Source organism: Pandoraea sp. NE5 (assembly GCF_024363545.1).
In the GTDB taxonomy this organism is placed as follows: Bacteria; Pseudomonadota; Gammaproteobacteria; order Burkholderiales; family Burkholderiaceae; genus Pandoraea; species Pandoraea cepalis.
In genome coordinates this window covers 981,565-998,991 of sequence record NZ_AP025517.1, presented here as the reverse complement: position 1 = coordinate 998,991, position 17,427 = coordinate 981,565, and the positions used below count along the sequence as shown (strand labels likewise).

The window sequence follows — 17,427 nt, the reverse complement described above, 5'->3', positions numbered from 1 at the left end:
CCTGCTGGCGTTTCCGTGCGACTTTCCCATCAAGGTGATGGGGACGACGCAGGACGGTTTCGCCGACGCCATCGTGGCATTGCTGCGAGAGTTCGATGCCGAATTCGACGCGGCGACCGTGGAGATGCGCCCGTCCAGCACGGGCAAATATCTCGGCCTGACCGTCACGGTGCGCGCCCACTCGAAAGCCCATCTCGACGATATCTATCGCGCGCTGACTGGGCATCCGATGGTCAAGGTGGTGCTGTAAGCGTGCACCGCGTGTGAGGCGCAGGCGACGCACGCAGGCGCCTCACGAACGCGCTTGCGGTACGCGCATCACGCGTGCGTCGGTGCGCCGTCGTCGGGCGGCGATGAGGCCGTGCGCCCCGGTTGGATGCCCGGTGCGGGCTCACCCGCAGTGGTGACCATGTCGGCCTCCCAGTCGACCGATGTTGGGCGCGCCGGGCGGCGCTGCATGTCCTTCACCGACTCGAACGCCTTCAACTCTTCCAGAAACCACGTTCTGAACGCCTGAACACGCTGCGTTTCCAGCACGGCGGGCGGACACACGAAGTAATAATCCCAGTCACACGGCGTATCGACGTCGGACAGCCGGACAAGACGTCCCGCCATGATGTCGCCCACGGCCAGCGAGCGGCGTACGAGCGCCAGCCCCTGGCCGACGATGGCCGCTTGCGACAACATGCCGGAATCTTCGTACATCATGCCCTGCGTCGGCTCGGGCAGATCGAAGCCCGCCGCCGCGAACCACGGCGCCCACGGCTCGCCTTCAGAGCGCAGCAACGTGCTGCGGCGGAATTCCTCCGCCGTCTTCGGCAGATGCCCCTGGTTGTATGACGGGCTACAGGCCGGGAAAAACACATCGTCGAGCACTTTCTCAATGTGCAGCCCTGGCCAGTTGCCCTTGCCCATGCGCAGGGCGACGTCCACATCCTCGCGCTCGAAGTCGATCAACTGGGCACTGCACCGCAACTCCACTTCCAGCTCCGGATGCCGGTCAATGAAGCGCCCGATGCGTGGTGTGAGCCACCGGCTCGCAAACGACGGCATGGTGGTCAGTACCAGCCGCCGCTCGCTGCGCGTGCCCGCTTGCAACTTGCGCGTCGCCTGGGCAATGTCGCCGAGCGCGGTACGGATCGACGCGGCGTACTGGCGTCCCGCCGGCGTGATGCTGATGCGTTTGCCGTTGCGCGCGAAAAGCGTCGTCCCCAACTCTTGCTCCAGCGCGCGAATCTGATGGCTGATGGCGCCGTGCGTGACGAACAGTTCTTCTGCCGCGCGCGAAAAGCTTTCCAGGCGGGCCGCCGCCTCGAAGGCGCGCAGGGCACTCAGGTTAGGAAGTCTCCGAATATCCATGTGAATTTTGTTAGCAACGCCGTGAAAATATGTCGTTTGGTGCAGCGCCCGCCAGTCCCTATGATTCAGTCATTGTCTCGCACTGAGTGGGGGTCGTAAAATGCAAAACAATTTAACAAAGGTGCAGTACTTCTACGGTATCCGCCCCGGGGACGTAATCAGCCTCGACCTGCATCACGAGCATACGCTGGTGGCACGCGGCGCGGCGGTTTGGGTTACGCGTGCAGGCGATCCGCGCGATTACTGGCTCATGCCCGGTCAGCGTCTCGCCGTCGAACCGGGTCGCCGTTACTGGATGTCGTCCGACGGGGTGGCGGAAGCCGAGCTGCAGCGTGAAGTGGCGCACCGTTTCTCACTGGCTCGTGTGCTGCGCCGGTGGCTCGCCGGGCGCCGGGCATCGCGCGCAGCGAACGCCTGCGCGGCCGCCGCCTGACGAACGCCGGTCGTGGGTCCGGCGCGCAGGTTTGGCGCGCGGGGTCATCGACATCGCGCGCCCCTTGGCCTTCGTTGCCAACGGGCGCGCGTTTCATTTCAGAGGGTGACGTCGACGTCGTCGATGTGTCAATGGAATTCACAACAATCTGCGCGATGAGCTGAATGCCCGCAGAGCGTAACTACGCCGGAGAAGCCGCCATCTCGCGCCCGCGAGCGCGGCTTCGAGCACGACTGCGCCGGTTTCGTTAAAATTGCGGGCATGACCTCCCCGATCGAAGTGTGCTGGCGCGGCACCGAAGACTACGCCGCGTCGTTCGACGCCATGCGCGCGTACACCGACACGCGTGGCGCGTACGGCCCCGACCAGCTCTGGATCGTTCAGCATCCGCCTGTCTACACGCTTGGACTGGCCGGCGACCCCGCTCACTTGCTCGTTTCGAATACCGGTATTCCGCTCGTCAAGGTCGACCGTGGAGGCCAGATCACATATCACGGCCCAGGGCAGGTGGTGATTTACCTGCTCGTGGATCTGCGCCGGCGCAAGCTCGGCGTGCGCGAAATGGTGCGTTTGATCGAGCAGGCGGTGATCGACACCCTGGGCGCGTATAATCTCGACGTTGAGCGCCGGGCCGGCGCACCGGGAATCTATGTGAGCCCGGGCGACGGTGCCGCAGCGCATGCCGGTGCGAAAATCGCCGCGCTCGGGTTGAAGATCCGCAACGGATGCAGTTATCACGGCGTGTCGTTGAACGTTGCGATGGATCTGCGGCCGTTCGACTGGATCAATCCGTGCGGCTATGCCGGCCTGCAAACCGTAGACATGGCCACGCTCGGCGTGGCCCCCCGCTGGGACGAAGTGGCCGCGCGACTGGCGCAGCAACTCGGTCATCATCTCGAACAGCACACCGCGTCGGCCGAAGCCGCGCCGCAGGCCGATCCGGCCCCCAGCGCAAACGCCGCCGCCTGATTGGACGTCTGGAAAGCCCCCAACATGACCACCACCGTGACTCAGAACGACACCGCGAACAAGGAAGTTCGCACGATCGACGGCGACTACGACGCCACCGCCAAGCAGAAGTCGCAAGCCAAGACGGCCCGCATCCCGATCAAGGTCGTGCCGATCGAACGTCTGAAGAAGCCGGACTGGATCCGCGTGAAGGCGGCCACCCATACGTCGCGTTTCTACGAGATCAAGCAGATCCTGCGCGAGCACAACCTGCACACGGTGTGTGAAGAGGCGAGCTGCCCGAACATCGGCGAGTGCTTCGGCAAGGGCACGGCCACGTTCATGATCATGGGCGACAAGTGCACGCGCCGCTGCCCGTTCTGTGACGTCGGCCACGGCCGCCCGGATCCGCTCGACGTCGACGAGCCGATCAACCTCGCGAAGACCATCGCCGCGATGCGCCTGAAGTACGTGGTGATCACGAGCGTCGACCGCGACGACCTGCGCGACGGCGGGGCTCAGCACTTCGTCGACTGTATCCGCCACGTGCGCGAGCTGTCGCCGCAAACCCGCATCGAAATCCTCACGCCCGACTTCCGCGCGCGTCTCGATCGCGCGCTGGGCATTCTGAATGCGGCGCCGCCCGACGTGATGAACCACAATCTCGAAACGGTGCCGCGTCTGTACAAGGAAGCGCGCCCGGGGTCGGACTACCAGCACTCGCTCACGCTCCTGAAGGAATTCAAGGCGAAGCATCCGGACGTGTCCACGAAGTCGGGCCTGATGGTCGGCCTGGGCGAGACGGACGAAGAAATCCTGGAAGTGATGCGCGATCTTCGTGCCCACAACGTCGACATGCTCACGATCGGCCAGTATCTCCAGCCGTCGGAGCACCATCTGGCGGTACGTCGTTACGTCACGCCGGACACGTTCAAGATGTTCGAGGAGGAGGCCTACAAGATGGGCTTCACGCATGCGGCCGTCGGCGCGATGGTGCGCTCGAGCTATCACGCCGACGTGCAGGCGCACGAAGCGGGTGTGGCCGACGCTATCTGATTCGCCAGCGTCACCTCGTCGTCAGACACAGAACGCGGGCCGTCGAAAGACGGTCCGCGTTTTTGTTTGCCTTTCGATTACGACGCGTCACAGGATGGGCTCGGTTCAATACGCAATACGCGCGCACAAGTGGGCCCGTGCCGACTAAGTCGCTCCAAATGTGTCGCTATCTGCGGTGAACGTCGACGAATCGGGCGCCTCACCCGCCAGTCGCGCCTCATCGCGCCACGAAATATGCTGTAACAACCCTCACCTTGTCGGTTCTCCGGCATTGTTTCAGAATATTGAAACCTTGTTTTGCTTGACAAAACAATGCGGCTGTCATGGGAATTCGCGAACAGACGTTCCCGACGCACGCGAGGAGACTGCATGTCCCGTCAGGTCACCGAGGGCCGATATTTTGTGGAAGCGCCACAAGGGGGCCTGGGGAGGCGCTTGCCTCTGGTGATCGACGCACCGCACAGCGGGCATGTGTTTCCCCCCGATTTCGACACCATTGCGCCGACGGCTGCGATTCTTGCGTGCGGCGATGCTTACGTCGACGAGCTGTGGTCCGTGGCCACGCATCACGGTGCGACGCTCGTTGCCGCGCTTTTCCCGCGCGCCTACATCGACGCGAACCGCGCCGAGCACGACATCGATCCCGAATTGCTCGCAAGCCTGTGGCCGCACGACGCGCGTCCGCAAGCCTATAGCGAGCGCGGTGTCGGCCTGCTGCATCGGTTTGCCGCGCCGAACGTGCCGCTCTACGACCGGCGACTGTCGGTGGCCGAAGTCGAGCGGCGTATTCATGACTATTACCTGCCCTACCGTCACGCCCTGCGCGATGTGCTCGATGCCGCCTGGCAGCGGCACGGTGCGGTCTGGCACCTGAACTGTCATTCGATGCGTTCGCGCGGCGGGGCGCTCGATGTCGATGCCGGCATGTCGCGTGCCGACGTGCTCGTGAGCGACGGCGGTGGGACCACGGCCGATCCGGCCTTCTCGCGCTGGATCATTGCCGAGTTCACGCGACTGGGCTATCGCGTGGCGTACAACACCCCGTGCGGTGAGGACGGCGGCGGCGATCTGGTGCGTCACTTCGGACGTCCCGAGGCGCGGCGCCACAGTGTGCAGATCGAGCTGAATCAGGCGCTTTATCTGAATGAATCGCGCGTGGAGAAGCATGACGGCTTCTCCACGCTGCAATCGCAACTTGGCCAATTCGCGGCGGCGCTCGCCGCCTATGCCGAACAACATAGTGAGGATGTTTGATGGACTATACAGTCGCTTCGGTCGATACGGCGCTTACGCTGCTGTCGCTGGTCGGGGAGTGTCCTGGCCTGGGTGTGACGGAACTGGCGCATCGCGCCGGCCTGAACAAGTCGCGCGCCTTTCGTCTGCTGGCAACGCTCGAGCAGCACCGCTGGGTGGTGCGCGAAGGCAGCCCGGTGACCTATGTGCTGGGCGCTCAGGCGTTGGTGTTGGGCGTGGCCGGGCACGAGCAGGTCAATCTCGTGAAGGTCGCCCATCGCCATCTTCAGGTGCTCAATCGCGCGCTGAACGAGAATATCCAGCTTCGCGTACGCGACGGGCTCGAGTCGCTGTGCGTGGCACGCGTCGAGTCGACCCACGAGTTGCGCGTGCACGGCGTGGTCGGCAATCGTCGTCCGCTGTATGTCGGCGCATCAGGCCGCGTGCTACTGGCATTCGCGTCCGACGATGTTCGCGCGCAGGTGCTGGGCCGTCCGCGCAAGCGCTACACCGCAGGCACGCTCATCGAGCGCGACGAGCTGGCTGCCGAGCTACTCAACGTGCGCCGTCAGGACTGCGCGGTGAGCTTCGGTGAACTCGCGCCCGAGGCCGTATCGGTCGCGGTGCCGGTGCGCGATGCCTCCGGCGAAGTGATCGCGTCGCTGTCGGCGTCTGGTCCGTCGTCGCGCATGACGCGGGCGCTGCTGCCCGACATCTCGTCGCGCCTGTCGGCCTGTGCCACCGAGATCTCGGCTGCACTGGGCTATCAGACGCCCCTGCCGGAAGCGCTGTCCGCCTGAGCGAGTGGTCGGGCCGTGTCGTTGATGCGACCTCGGGATTTGCCCTGGCGCCTTGTGCGACACACTGCGCGTCGTGGATTTTCTGGAAATCCAGAAAGTTTATGACGTCGTTTTCCAGGTTTCCGTATTATCGATCTTCGGGTTTTCCACAGCTTCCATTATTAAAATCAAAGACTTGCGTTGTTGGCATGGGTATTGCTTTTGTAGAGTACGTGCTGCCGCATGATCCGGCGTCCCTACGGGAATCCAGACGTGCCAGGCAAGCCGACCTAATAAGAGAGGAGACCTTATGTTCAAGCAATGTCTTGCCGCTGCGGCACTGTGCGCAGCTTCGCTACACGCGTTTGCCGACGACGTCGTGCGTCTGGGGAATCTGAAGTTCGCCCACTACGGCGCAGTGTCGTACATGAAGGTCATCGGGCCGAAATACGGCCTGAAGATCGAGGAGCGGATGTTCGCCAAGGGGGTGGACATCATGCCGGCGATTGTGGCGGGGCAGGTCGACGTGTCGGCAAGCGCGCTGGATGCCGCAATTGCGGGGCGTGCGCAGGGCGCGCCGATCTACGCCGTGGCCGGGTTCGCGAAGGGCGGTGTGCGCCTCGTGGCGAAGAAGGGCTTGCCGATCACCAAGGTGGCCGACCTCAAGGGAAAGAAAGTGGGCGTGGCCCGTGGCGGTGCCCAGGAGTTGATTCTGTACGCCGAGTTGGCCAAGGCCGGCCTGACGTGGTCGGACAAGCCGGGCAAGGACGTGCAGATCCTCTTCATGGCCTACGCCGACCTGAACCAGGCGCTTGCCGCCGGCAGCATCGATGCGATGTGCCAGTCGGAGCCGCAGGCGTCGCAGGCCATCAACAAGGGCTTCGGCGTGGAAGTGCTCAAGCCGTACGACACGCCGCTCGGCGAACCGGTGCGGGCGCTCGTGATCACCGAGAAGCTCTACAAGGAAAAGCCGGACGTGGCGCAGCGCCTGATGTATGCGTTCGTCGAAGCCACCAACTTCTTTATCCAGCATCCGCAAGCGGCCGAGAAGTTCGTGCGCGAGGACATGTTCAAGAACCAGATCACGCCGCAGGACTTCTCGGATGCCATCGGCAACTCGCCGTATAGCTACGACCTGAGCACCTCGCACGTACAGCTCACGACCGACCTGATGAAACAGTATGGCGTGGGCCGGCTGCAGGATCCGGTGCCGAAGGCGGACGACTGGGTCAAGCTCGACCTGCTCGCCAAGGCGAAGACCCAACTGAACATCAAGTAAAGCGAGGCGAACGGATGGCCGCTGTCCTTGCTTCTTCGGGCGCCACGCGCACCGCGCGCATGATGCGCGGTGTGTTGATTCCGCTCGCGGTCGTGGTGATCTGGCAGATCGTCACGGGCCTCGGGTGGATCAACCCGATCATTCTTCCGTCGCCGCTGGCGGTTGTCGCCAAGTGGTGGCAATACCTCAAACCGACCGTAACGATGGCCGACGGCGTCGGCGCGTGGCTGAATTCGAGCGAATTGCTCATGGACGCCGCCAACAGCCTGTATCGCGTGGTCATGGGCTTCCTCGTGGGCGCGGTGATCGCGTTGCCGCTCGGCCTGCTCATGGGCACCAGCAGCCGCATTTACGGGCTGTTCAATCCGCTGGTGCAGGTGGTGCGCCCGATTCCCCCGATCGCCTACATTCCGCTGGCCATTCTCTGGTTCGGCCTGGGCAATCCGCCGGCGTTCTTCCTGATCGCGCTCGGGGCGTTTTTTCCGGTGCTGATGAATACCATCGCAGGCGTACGTCACGTCGACGGCATCTATCTGCGCGCGGCCCGCAACCTCGGGGCGAGCCAGTTCACGATCTTTCGCCGCGTCATCATGCCGGCGGCGACGCCGTACATCCTGTCGGGCATTCGCATCGGCATCGGCACGGCGTTCATCGTTGTGATCGTGGCCGAGATGATTGCCGTGAACAACGGGCTCGGCTACCGCATTCTGGAAGCGCGCGAGTACATGTGGTCCGACAAGATCATCGCCGGCATGCTGACCATCGGTCTGCTCGGCCTGGTGATCGACCTCGGCATGGATCGTCTCAACAACCACCTGCTCAAGTGGCACCGTGGTCTCGAAACCAAGTGAGGCGAGCGACATGCTGATCGAAATTGAACACGTGGGTAAGCAGTTCCCGATTCCGGGCGGTGTCGTCGACGCGCTCAAGGACATCGACCTGACCATCGGCGCGGGGGAGTTCGTCTGCCTGCTGGGACCGTCGGGCTGCGGCAAGTCGACGCTGCTCAACGCGCTGGCAGGATTCGTGCAACCGACCTCGGGCGCCATCCGTATCGACGGTCGTGCGCATGCGGCGGCCGAGCCGGGCCCGGATCGCGGCATGGTGTTCCAGGAGTACGCGCTGTTTCCGTGGATGACGGTGGCGCAGAACATTGCGTTCGGGCTGGAAATCAAGGGGATGCGCCGCGCCGAGATCAACGAGCGCGTGGACCTGCTGCTCGGCAAGCTCAACCTGCGCGAGTTTCGCGACCGGTTTCCGCGCGATCTGTCGGGCGGCATGCGCCAGCGCGTGGCGATTGCCCGCGTGCTCGCGCTCGACAGCCCGATCCTGCTCATGGACGAGCCGTTCGGCGCGCTCGACGCGCTCACACGACGTACGTTGCAGGACGAGCTGCTGCGCATCTGGGAGGAGTTCAAGAAGACGATCATTTTCGTCACACACAGCATCGAGGAGTCGATCTATCTGGCCGACCGGGTCGTCGTCATGACGTACCGGCCGGGCACGGTCAAGCGAGACATGGTCATCGACCTACCCCGTCCGCGCGATACGGCAGGCAGCGAATTCAATGAATTGAAGAAGTCGCTGGCCCAGATGGTGATGGAGGAGCAAATGCGCTTTGCGCAAAGCGAAATTCGCGGCGTCACCGCGGATTGATAACAAGGGCGGTGGCTTGCCCCGCCGCCTGAAGAGGAAACAACATGCAAACTCAGACCAAAAAACCCTTCTACCGCATCCTGTACGTACAGGTGCTGATCGCCATCGTCATCGGCATCGTGCTCGGTCACTTCAAGCCCGATCTGGCCGTGCAGATGAAGCCGCTCGGCGATGCGTTCATCAAGCTGATCAAGATGATCATCGGCCCGGTGATCTTCTGTACCGTCGTGACCGGTATTGCCGGCATGGAAGACATGAAGAAGGTCGGCCGCGTCGGCGGCAAGGCGATCCTTTACTTCGAAATCGTCTCGACGTTTGCGCTGGTCATCGGTTTGGCGGCGACGCACATCCTGAAGCCGGGTGCGGGGTTCAACGTCGACATCAATACCCTCGATCCGAAGGCGATTTCCGGTTATGCCGCGAAGGCTGCCCACGGCGAGACGTTCGTCGACTTCCTGATGCACCTGATCCCGAGCACGATCACCGACGCGTTCGCCAAGGGTGAGATTCTGCAGATCCTCGTGATCGCCATCCTGTTCGGCGCCGCCCTGAGCATGATCGGTGAGCGTGGCCGCGTGGTGACGAACTGGATCGACAGCGTCTCGGGCGTGCTCTTTCGCGTGGTGCACATCATCACCAAGGTTGCGCCGCTGGGCGCCTTCGGTGCGATGGCCTTCACGATCGGCAAGTACGGCATCGCCTCGCTGGTGCCGCTCGCCAAGCTCATGGGCACGTTCTACCTGACGTCGTTCCTGTTCGTGATCGTCGTGCTGGGTCTGATCGCCAAGTTCACGGGCTTCTCGATCTTCCGTTTCCTCGCCTACATCAAGGAAGAGCTGCTGATCGTGCTGGGCACCAGCTCGTCGGAAGCCGCGCTGCCCCAACTGATGGAGAAGATGGAGAACGCCGGTTGCTCGAAGTCGGTGGTGGGTCTGGTGATTCCGACCGGTTACTCGTTCAACCTCGACGGCACCAACATCTACATGACGATGGCCGTGCTGTTCATTGCGCAAGCGACCAACATTGACCTGACCTGGGGCCAGCAGCTCACGCTGCTCGCCGTGGCGATGCTGACCTCGAAGGGCGCGTCGGGCGTGACCGGCGCCGGCTTCATCACGCTGGCTGCCACGCTCGCCGTGATCCCGACGATTCCGGTGGCCGGGATGGTGCTGATCCTCGGTATCGACCGCTTCATGAGCGAGTGCCGTGCGCTGACGAACCTCGTCGGCAACGGCGTGGCGACCATCGTCGTGTCGGCCTGGGAAAAGGAACTGGACCGCAAGCAGCTCGCGCAGGCCATGTCCAAGAACCGCGAACCTGAGCTGGCCTGACGGCCGGCGGCGGCGGGTGCAGGAGCGTCACGTGAGTCGTTTCGCGTGACGCCACCGGCCCCCCCGCCAACGCAAGATTCGCCACCGGGCGGCGCGGCACAGGCACAATAGCGCCTGAGCTTCGCCGCCCGGTGGTCCTTTGGTTTTTCCTGGTTTTGCGATGACGACAGGCGGCACGACCGCGCCGCCTGCCGCCATCGCCAGAACCGGCCGTCATCGACGTCGACAAGGCGTACGCTGCGACCCAATGGCCACTCAGCACGACAACCCGATTCGCCCACGCGAGCGCCAGGCACCGGCAGGTGCCTCCGCTTCACGTACGGACGTTTCGCCCCCCCGGCGCGACGAAGTCCCCATCGATTTCGAGAGGACCGTGCCGATGCGCCGTTGGTCGTGGATCGCCGTCATGCTGTTGGCGAGCGTTCTGTTCTGCTGGTTGACGTACGCCCTGAGCTGGCAGCGCGGCGTGACCGACCTGCGCGTGAACGCCGGCGCGCGGGTCGAGCGCTACGCGGGCAGTCTGCGCAGCACCGTCGATCGCTACGAATTCCTGCCGTACTTGCTTTCGCTGCATCCGGATGTGCGCGATCTGTTGCTTCATCCGAACGATCCCGCGGTCGTGCAGCGCGCCAACGATTATCTGTTCGACGTGAACCAGCGCGCCAAGGCGTCGGCCGCCTATGTGATCGACGCGAACGGGATCGCGCTGGCCGCGAGCAACTGGCGCGAGAAGGCCACGTTCGTGGGGCAGCAATATCGTTTTCGCCCGTACTTCATCGATGCGATCCGGGGCGCACTGGGCCGTTTCTATGGCGTGGGTACGACGTCGGGCGAGCCAGGGTACTTCGTCTCGCAGCCGATTGTGGTGGATGGCCAGATTCGCGGCGTCGTGGTCCTCAAGCTCAACCTGGAGTGGTTCCAGCGTGCAGGTGCCGACGCCTCCGAGCCCGTCGTCGTGGCCGACGATCACGGCGTGATATTCCTGTCGTCCGAGCCGCGCTGGCAGTATCGGGCGCTCGCACCGCTCACCCCCGCGGTGAAGGCGGCGCTCGACAGCTCGCGTCAGTACTACAACCAGCACATCACGCCGCTCGCCTGGAGCGAGGACGAGCGGCTCGACGCCGACGGCGAGGTCGTGACCGTGCGCGACGGACGCGGCGCCGGCAAGATGCGCCGCTTTCTTGCTGTGCAGCGCAGGCTGGGCGAGCCGAATTGGACACTGATGTACTTCGCGCCGCTCGATCAGGTGATCGCCAACGCCCGGATCGCGGCGGTGGCGGCGGGCTGTCTCGCGGCGTTTACCTGCTTGCTGGGGGTGGCATGGAACCAGCGGCGTCAGCGCGTACGCGACATGCTCAAGAGCCGTGAGCTGTTGCAATCGGCGTACGCGGAACTGGGCGAGCGCGTGGCCGAGCGCACCGCCGATCTGCAGTCGGCCAATGAACGCTTGCAGACAGAGGTGCAGGAGCGCTCGCGCACCGAGCACGAACTGCGCGAGGCACAGAGCGAACTCGTGCAGGCGTCCAAACTCGTGGCGCTGGGGCAGATGGCCGCAGGTATCACGCACGAACTCAATCAGCCGCTCTCGGCGCTGCGCAGCTTTTCCGACAACACACGCGTGTTGCTCGAACGTGCCGAGTACGGGGCGGCGCAAGAGAACCTGGAGGCCATCGCGTCGCTCACCGATCGCATGGGCAAGATCACCGGACAACTGCGGCTCTTCGCAGGCCGCGCACGCCGTGGCGACATGGAGGCGTCGGTGCGCCGCGCGCTCGACAATACGGTGACGCTGCTGCGCGGGCGTCTGGAGGACATCCCATTGACGACGACGTTTGCCGACGGATTAGACGACGTGTACGTCGCCTGCGAAGGACTGCGTCTCGAGCAGGTGCTGATCAATCTGGTGGGTAACGCTATCGACGCGGTAGGAAGCGTTTCCAGCCCGCAGGCACCGCCGTCGATCTGGATCGATGTGGAGGCCGACGACCTGTGGGTGCGCATTTACGTGCGCGACAACGGGCCGGGCATTTCTGAGGCACATATGCCGCGACTGTTCGAGCCGTTTTTCAGTACCAAGGAGGGGGGGCAGGGCATGGGGCTCGGACTCGCCATCTCGTCATCCATCGCCCAGGAGAACGGCGGCCAGTTGGTCGCACGCAACGTTCCTGGCGGTGGCGCAGAATTTCTCGTGACGCTGCGCCGCGTGCAACGCACCGGCGCGACAATCGCATGATGTACAAGAACCTTCAGATCTTATTTGTCGAAGACGACGAACTCGTGCGGCGTGCCACGCTGCAGAGCCTGCAACTCGCCGGACTCGACGCCTTCGGGCTTGCCTCGGCCGAAGCCGCGCGCGAACGCATCACGCCGGATTTCGCCGGCATCGTCGTGTCGGACATTCGCCTGATCGGCATGAGCGGACTTGAGCTGCTCTCGCATCTGCGTCAGCACGCGCCCGAGGTGCCCGTGATCCTCGTGACCGGTCACGGCGATATTTCGATGGCCGTTCAGGCGATTCGCGACGGTGCCTACGACTTCATCGAGAAGCCGTTTGCGCCGGACCGTCTGATCGAATCGGCCAAGCGTGCGTTGGAAACGCGCAAGCTCATGCTGGAGAACCAGGCGTTGCGGCGCGAACTGGCGGAACAGGGCGGCCGCGCCTCGCGCATCATCGGGCGCAGTCCGGCAATGGAGACGCTGCGCACGCTCATCGCCAACGTGGCGATGACCGATGCGCCGGTGCTCATCAACGGCGACACGGGGACGGGCAAGGAGCTGGTGGCGCGCAGTCTGCATGAACTGTCGCGCCGCCGCGATGCGCCGTTCGTCGCGCTGAACTGCGGCGCGTTGCCCGAGGCGATTTTCGAGAGCGAGATGTTCGGTCACGAGGTGGGCGCGTTTACCGGCGCGGCCAAACGTCGCATCGGAAAGCTTGAACATGCGTCGGGCGGCACGTTGTTTCTCGACGAGATCGAGAGCATGCCGCTTGCGTTGCAGGTCAAGCTGCTGCGCGTTTTGCAGGAAGGTGTGCTGGAACGGTTGGGCTCGAATCAGTCGGTGCGTGTCGACTGCCGCGTGGTCGCTGCTGCGAAGGGCGATATGGAAGCGCTGGTGCGCGAGGGCACATTCCGTCGCGATCTGTATTACCGGCTGAATGTGGTGACGCTGGCGTTGCCGCCGCTGCGCGAGCGTCGCGAGGATATCCTGCCGCTGTTCGAGCACTTCATGCTGGACGCCGCCGTGCGCTATGGACGTCCGGCGCCCGTGGTCTCGGATCGGATGCGTCAGGAGCTGATGCAGGCAGACTGGCCGGGCAACGTGCGCGAGCTTCGCAATGCGGCGGATCGTCTGGTGCTCGGTGTGGCGAGTGCGCCCGAGGGCGACTCGCTCGCGCCGCTGCCGCTCAAGGAGCAGGTGGACCGCTTCGAGCGCGCCGTGCTGCAAGAGGCGCTGGAGCACAGCAAGGGCAACGTGGCGGCGACGGCCGAGGCGCTGCACGTGCCCAAGGCGACGCTGTATGAAAAGCTCAAGCGTTACGGACTTCACACGCGCAGTCAGGGCGAGGGCGGCGACAGCGGGCGTTGAGGGGACTCGGTGATGCAGGACGCCGAATTCGGCGACAAAACAAAAGCGCCCCGAAGGGCGCTTGCGTTGAGGCGAGGGAGGCCAGGCGATTCGGTGACGTGGCCCGGAGCCGCGACGTCAAGCCTGCTTGCCCAGTGCCGTCTCGATGAGTTTGTCGAGTTCCGCATATTCCGGCTCGCCCACGTATTGCTTGAGCACCTTGCCATTGCGATCCACGACGAAGGTCGTCGGCGTGAGCTGGACGTTGCCGTACTGCTTGGCCACGCTGCCGTCGGAATCCATCGCCACCTTGAACGGCAGTTGACGCGACTGCGCATAGTTCACCACGTACATCGGCGGGTCGTAGCTCATGGCAACCGCCACGAATTCCAGCCCTCGGCCTTTGTACTTCTCGTACGTCTGCACCATCGACGGCATTTCCTTCATGCACGTTGTGCAGCTCGTCGCCCAGAAGTTGACGAGATAGACCTTGCCCTTGAGTTGCTCGGTGCCGAGCTTTTGTCCCGAGAGCAGCGTGAACGTCGCGTCGGGCGCGCGCTTCTGTCCAACAAACGTGAAATACCCAGCGATCGCCACGATTGCGACGATCGCAATGGCGAGGATCTTGCTCATGGGAGACTTGCGGGGGGTCGTAGCGCTCATGACACAGCTGTGTGGGCGGATTGTTCAATGGGTGACGACGATTCTACTCTGATTTCCAACCGGGTTTCTGCCGCCCGGATTCTGCTGCTTCGATTCCACGGCCCCGATTCCGCAGCCCCGATTCTCAGCGCGTTGCGGCGGCGCGGCCGGCGCGTAGCTGGGTGCGGCCCTGCGCGATGGCGTTGTCGAGATAGGCGCCATAGAAGTCGGGGAGTCCTGCGCCGATCAGCGGGTCGGCGACGGGGTGTCCGCTCGTATCGAGGAACAAAACCGTCGGCGACACCTTCACGCCGTGAGCGCGCGCCCAGGCAACGCCCGTCGTCGTCGAGCCGTCGAACTCGCGCACCGGCGCTGTGCTGTCCATGCCGATCTCGCGCACCTCGTACTTGCCGCCGCGCACGAGCGGCGCAAGTTCGCGCTGGCGGATCGGGCCACAATAGACGCAGTCGCGCAGCGATACCAGCACGATCAGCGGGGTGTCGAGCGAAGCGGCACGGTGGGCGTGAGCGGCGAAGTCCGTCGCCAGCGGCACGCTGGCCTGTGCTTGCACCGCACGCGCCCCGTCGTTCTGCGCGGGCGTTGCCGACCCGCCGCCGCCGTCACGCGGTGACGTGACGCCCGCGGTTTGCGCCGACGCGAAATTCCCCGCGGCAGGGCGCGGGCTACCATCTGATGCCGGCGCCGCGACAGCCGCGCCAATGGCGAAGCCCGTCGTCAGCACCGCCAGCCCCCGCATCAGGCGACCGGTCCTTTGCCGGGGCGCAGGGGCGTGGCACCCGGGCTTGAGCGCCAGCGCGGATGCAATCGCCCCGCGTGTGTCGCAGACGTCGGTAGGCAATGGGCGGGATGAGGCGGCCGTGGTGGGTTCCATGCCGCCGATGATACCGGGATCTGCAACGGCGCGTTTTTCGTGTCGCAACACATGGCGGATAATGGCAATCTCCTTCCCTTCAGGCTCATCCTCCTGTCTATGAATCGCGTTATCCGTGTCTACGTCATGCTTGCCGCGGCCATGGTGCTCGCCGCCTGTTCCCCTCGCTACGATTGGCGCGAGGTGCACGACAAAGACGGCGGGTATGCCGCAACCTATCCCGCCAAACCGACGCAGGACGCGCGCGAAGTGAAGTTCGCCTCCGGCCCACTGCCTATGCGCATGCAAGCTGCCCGCGTCGATGCGGCACTCTTCGCCGTGGGCGTGGTGACGCTGCCCAAGGACGACGCAACGCTACGTCAAGCAGTCCTCGCCGAGTTGCAGCATGGCTTGCTCGCGAACGTGAACGACGGGGCCGCCACGCCGGTGCAGGTCATGGTGCGTCAGGCGGGCGACGCGCCTGCGATTCCCGGACTGGGCGTATCCGCGCAAGGCAAGGCCAGCGACAAGACGGAGCGTTACGTTGCCGCCCGTTTCGTCGGTCGCGGCAATCACGTTTATCAAGTGGTCGTGCTGGCGACGAAGGCTCCCGCGAAGGACCAGGTCGACCAATTTCTCGATTCGTTCACGCTGGAGTGATCGCCGCTGCGCCTCGCGCCCGTTACGATGACGGGGCTTCGCGGTATTGCACGGCCTCTGCGACGTGATGGGCATCGATATCGCCAATGCCTGCGAGATCGGCTACCGTGCGCGCCACGCGCAGCACGCGATGATAGGTGCGTGCCGACCAATGGTGTTGCGTCACTGCGCGGTGCAGAACGTCCTGCGCGTTCGGCTGCAGGGCGCATTGCGCCTCCAGCGCACGGCTCGACAGGCCGCAGTTCAATTGGCCCTGGCGAGATAGCTGGCGCTCCCGCGCCTGCCTGACGCGTGTCGCCACGACTTCGCTGCGCTCGCCGCTGGCCGGCGCGGCGAATGTCTCGGCGCTCAGCGCCGGCACTTCGACGTGCAGGTCGATGCGATCGAGCAGCGGGCCCGAGAGACGATTGCGATATCGCGCCACGGCCTCGCTCGTACAGCGGCAATTGCGCGACGGATGTCCCAGGTCGCCGCACGGGCACGGGTTCATCGCGGCCACGAGTTGAAACGCGGCGGGGAACGTGGCGTGTCCGCCCGCGCGGGAGATCGTGACATGGCCCAACTCCAGCGGTTCGCGCAGGACTTCGAGCACGCGGCGCTGAAATTCAGGGAGTTCGTCGAGAAAGAGCACCCCGCGATGGGCCAGGCTGATTTCACCGGGCCGCGGCGCGCTACCTCCGCCCACCAGCGCCGCGGCCGACGCCGTATGATGCGGCGCGCGAAACGGTCGCCGGCCCCAGTGGCGCATATCGAATCCCTGTGCGCTCAGGCTGGCCAGCGTGGCGGCCTCCACGGCCTGCGCCTTGCTCAGCGCCGGGAGCAGTCCCGCGAGCCGCGTCGCCAGCATCGACTTGCCGGTACCCGGTGGGCCGTAGAACAAGATGTGATGTCCGCCTGCCGCCGCAACTTCCAGGGCGCGCTTGGCGTGCTCTTGTCCCTTGATATCGCCCAGGTCGGGGAGGTCGCTTGCTTGCGCGACGCCGCTGTCGGCCGACGCCGCCAGCGCCAGTGGGACAACGGCGCGCGGCAGCGGCGTCGCCACGTCGGGCTCGGCGAGATGCGCGCAGACATCGAGCAAGGTGCGCGCGCCATAGACCGTGGCGCCCTCCACCAATGCGGCTTCCTGCGCGCTTGCCGCGGGCAGCACGAGCGCACGCGCCGACGGTTCGGCCAGCATGGCGCTCGCCATCGCCAATGCCCCGCGAACCGGACGCAACTCGCCGGTGAGCGACAACTCTCCCGCAAACTCGTGCGAGCGCAATCCGATGTCGGGGAGCTGACCGCTGGCCGCGAGGATGCCAAGCGCAATCGGCAGATCGAAGCAGCCAGACGCTTTGGGTAAATCGGCCGGCGCCAGATTGACCGTGATGCGCCGGGCGGGAAATTCGAACCGGCTGTTCTGCAACGCAGAGCGCACGCGCTCCCGGCTTTCCTTGACCTCGGTATCGGGCAGGCCGACCAGCGACAGGCCGGGCAGCCCGTTCGCCAAGTGCACTTCGACGGTGACCGCGCGGGCCGCCATCCCCGTGATCGCACGGCTGCTGACAACTGCCACTGACATCTCTCCTCCTTCGAACTATTGCGACGCATCACATCGATGTCGATAGTCGTCGCAG

General features: G+C 64.6%; 17 protein-coding genes. 13 read left to right on the top strand and 4 right to left on the bottom strand.

The window, feature by feature from the left end:
* The first annotated feature begins 37 nt into the window (after window positions 1–37).
* Window positions 38–250, top strand: a complete 213-nt coding sequence (locus PanNE5_RS04655) for a DUF493 family protein (RefSeq protein WP_051060344.1) — start codon at window positions 38–40, stop codon at window positions 248–250.
* A gap of 68 nt (window positions 251–318) precedes the next feature.
* Here PanNE5_RS04655 and PanNE5_RS04650 read toward each other — a convergent pair whose 3' ends face one another.
* Complete coding sequence (locus tag PanNE5_RS04650; protein ID WP_261939320.1) at window positions 319–1,359, bottom strand: transcriptional regulator GcvA; 1,041 nt, start codon at window positions 1,357–1,359, stop codon at window positions 319–321.
* A gap of 100 nt (window positions 1,360–1,459) precedes the next feature.
* Between PanNE5_RS04650 and PanNE5_RS04645 the strand changes: the two genes are divergently transcribed.
* The 11 genes from PanNE5_RS04645 to PanNE5_RS04595 all read left to right on the top strand — a co-directional run bounded on the left by PanNE5_RS04645 (window position 1,460) and on the right by PanNE5_RS04595 (window position 13,659).
* On the top strand, window positions 1,460–1,792 hold the full coding sequence (locus tag PanNE5_RS04645) for a DUF2917 domain-containing protein (RefSeq protein WP_017235601.1): 333 nt from the start codon (window positions 1,460–1,462) through the stop codon (window positions 1,790–1,792).
* A 261-nt stretch (window positions 1,793–2,053) separates the two neighbouring features.
* Window positions 2,054–2,761, top strand: coding sequence for a lipoyl(octanoyl) transferase LipB (gene lipB, locus PanNE5_RS04640; RefSeq protein WP_017235602.1), 708 nt, complete (start codon window positions 2,054–2,056; stop codon window positions 2,759–2,761).
* A gap of 24 nt (window positions 2,762–2,785) precedes the next feature.
* Window positions 2,786–3,796 carry a lipoyl synthase gene (gene lipA / locus PanNE5_RS04635; protein ID WP_017235603.1) on the top strand — a complete coding sequence of 337 codons (1,011 nt, stop codon included), beginning with the start codon at window positions 2,786–2,788 and terminating at the stop codon, window positions 3,794–3,796.
* 369 nt (window positions 3,797–4,165) lie between these two features.
* A complete protein-coding gene (locus PanNE5_RS04630) occupies window positions 4,166–5,050 on the top strand; it encodes an N-formylglutamate amidohydrolase (RefSeq protein WP_017235604.1) in 885 nt (294 codons plus the stop codon).
* Window positions 5,050–5,829, top strand: coding sequence for an IclR family transcriptional regulator (locus tag PanNE5_RS04625; protein WP_017235605.1), 780 nt, complete (start codon window positions 5,050–5,052; stop codon window positions 5,827–5,829). The genes PanNE5_RS04630 and PanNE5_RS04625 overlap by 1 nt, the downstream gene beginning before the upstream one ends.
* A gap of 289 nt (window positions 5,830–6,118) precedes the next feature.
* The gene (locus PanNE5_RS04620) at window positions 6,119–7,087 is read left to right on the top strand and encodes an ABC transporter substrate-binding protein (protein WP_017235606.1); all 969 of its coding nucleotides are present in this window, start codon (window positions 6,119–6,121) and stop codon (window positions 7,085–7,087) included.
* Window positions 7,088–7,101: 14 nt separating this feature from the next.
* Window positions 7,102–7,938, top strand: a complete 837-nt coding sequence (locus PanNE5_RS04615; RefSeq protein ID WP_017235607.1) for an ABC transporter permease — start codon at window positions 7,102–7,104, stop codon at window positions 7,936–7,938.
* A 10-nt stretch (window positions 7,939–7,948) separates the two neighbouring features.
* Window positions 7,949–8,743, top strand: coding sequence for an ABC transporter ATP-binding protein (locus PanNE5_RS04610; RefSeq protein ID WP_017235608.1), 795 nt, complete (start codon window positions 7,949–7,951; stop codon window positions 8,741–8,743).
* Between the two features lie 44 nt (window positions 8,744–8,787).
* On the top strand, window positions 8,788–10,074 hold the full coding sequence (locus PanNE5_RS04605) for a dicarboxylate/amino acid:cation symporter (protein WP_017235609.1): 1,287 nt from the start codon (window positions 8,788–8,790) through the stop codon (window positions 10,072–10,074).
* Window positions 10,075–10,321: 247 nt separating this feature from the next.
* Complete coding sequence (locus PanNE5_RS04600) at window positions 10,322–12,307, top strand: ATP-binding protein (protein WP_268567190.1); 1,986 nt, start codon at window positions 10,322–10,324, stop codon at window positions 12,305–12,307.
* Window positions 12,304–13,659 carry a sigma-54-dependent transcriptional regulator gene (locus PanNE5_RS04595; RefSeq protein ID WP_017235611.1) on the top strand — a complete coding sequence of 452 codons (1,356 nt, stop codon included), beginning with the start codon at window positions 12,304–12,306 and terminating at the stop codon, window positions 13,657–13,659. Before PanNE5_RS04600 ends, PanNE5_RS04595 begins: the two co-directional genes overlap by 4 nt.
* Window positions 13,660–13,776: 117 nt before the next feature.
* Here PanNE5_RS04595 and PanNE5_RS04590 read toward each other — a convergent pair whose 3' ends face one another.
* Both PanNE5_RS04590 and PanNE5_RS04585 read right to left on the bottom strand, forming a co-directional pair.
* Entirely contained in the window at window positions 13,777–14,271 is a 495-nt protein-coding gene (locus tag PanNE5_RS04590; RefSeq protein WP_017235612.1) for a TlpA disulfide reductase family protein, read from the bottom strand.
* Between the two features lie 154 nt (window positions 14,272–14,425).
* The gene (locus PanNE5_RS04585) at window positions 14,426–15,172 is read right to left on the bottom strand and encodes a hypothetical protein (RefSeq protein WP_261939319.1); all 747 of its coding nucleotides are present in this window, start codon (window positions 15,170–15,172) and stop codon (window positions 14,426–14,428) included.
* 99 nt (window positions 15,173–15,271) lie between these two features.
* Here PanNE5_RS04585 and PanNE5_RS04580 point away from each other — a divergent pair, with 99 nt between their 5' ends.
* Entirely contained in the window at window positions 15,272–15,811 is a 540-nt protein-coding gene (locus tag PanNE5_RS04580; protein ID WP_261939318.1) for a hypothetical protein, read from the top strand.
* 22 nt (window positions 15,812–15,833) lie between these two features.
* Here the strand turns inward: PanNE5_RS04580 and PanNE5_RS04575 are convergent, their stop codons facing one another.
* Window positions 15,834–17,372 carry a YifB family Mg chelatase-like AAA ATPase gene (locus tag PanNE5_RS04575; protein ID WP_261939317.1) on the bottom strand — a complete coding sequence of 513 codons (1,539 nt, stop codon included), beginning with the start codon at window positions 17,370–17,372 and terminating at the stop codon, window positions 15,834–15,836.
* Window positions 17,373–17,427 lie beyond the last annotated feature (55 nt).

Bases quoted from the DNA above. Each gene is read 5' to 3' on its own strand.
- PanNE5_RS04575 (WP_261939317.1), bottom strand. From the start codon at position 17,372: ATGTCAGTGGCAGTTGTCAGCAGCCGTGCGATCACGGGGATGGCGGCC.
- PanNE5_RS04590 (WP_017235612.1), bottom strand. From the start codon at position 14,271: ATGAGCAAGATCCTCGCCATTGCGATCGTCGCAATCGTGGCGATCGCT.
- PanNE5_RS04655 (WP_051060344.1), top strand. From the start codon at position 38: ATGGGGACGACGCAGGACGGTTTCGCCGACGCCATCGTGGCATTGCTG.
- PanNE5_RS04605 (WP_017235609.1), top strand. From the start codon at position 8,788: ATGCAAACTCAGACCAAAAAACCCTTCTACCGCATCCTGTACGTACAG.
- lipA (WP_017235603.1), top strand. From the start codon at position 2,786: ATGACCACCACCGTGACTCAGAACGACACCGCGAACAAGGAAGTTCGC.
- PanNE5_RS04630 (WP_017235604.1), top strand. From the start codon at position 4,166: ATGTCCCGTCAGGTCACCGAGGGCCGATATTTTGTGGAAGCGCCACAA.
- PanNE5_RS04585 (WP_261939319.1), bottom strand. From the start codon at position 15,172: ATGGAACCCACCACGGCCGCCTCATCCCGCCCATTGCCTACCGACGTC.
- PanNE5_RS04645 (WP_017235601.1), top strand. From the start codon at position 1,460: ATGCAAAACAATTTAACAAAGGTGCAGTACTTCTACGGTATCCGCCCC.
- PanNE5_RS04595 (WP_017235611.1), top strand. From the start codon at position 12,304: ATGATGTACAAGAACCTTCAGATCTTATTTGTCGAAGACGACGAACTC.
- lipB (WP_017235602.1), top strand. From the start codon at position 2,054: ATGACCTCCCCGATCGAAGTGTGCTGGCGCGGCACCGAAGACTACGCC.
- PanNE5_RS04580 (WP_261939318.1), top strand. From the start codon at position 15,272: ATGAATCGCGTTATCCGTGTCTACGTCATGCTTGCCGCGGCCATGGTG.
- PanNE5_RS04625 (WP_017235605.1), top strand. From the start codon at position 5,050: ATGGACTATACAGTCGCTTCGGTCGATACGGCGCTTACGCTGCTGTCG.
- PanNE5_RS04610 (WP_017235608.1), top strand. From the start codon at position 7,949: ATGCTGATCGAAATTGAACACGTGGGTAAGCAGTTCCCGATTCCGGGC.
- PanNE5_RS04650 (WP_261939320.1), bottom strand. From the start codon at position 1,359: ATGGATATTCGGAGACTTCCTAACCTGAGTGCCCTGCGCGCCTTCGAG.
- PanNE5_RS04600 (WP_268567190.1), top strand. From the start codon at position 10,322: ATGGCCACTCAGCACGACAACCCGATTCGCCCACGCGAGCGCCAGGCA.
- PanNE5_RS04615 (WP_017235607.1), top strand. From the start codon at position 7,102: ATGGCCGCTGTCCTTGCTTCTTCGGGCGCCACGCGCACCGCGCGCATG.
- PanNE5_RS04620 (WP_017235606.1), top strand. From the start codon at position 6,119: ATGTTCAAGCAATGTCTTGCCGCTGCGGCACTGTGCGCAGCTTCGCTA.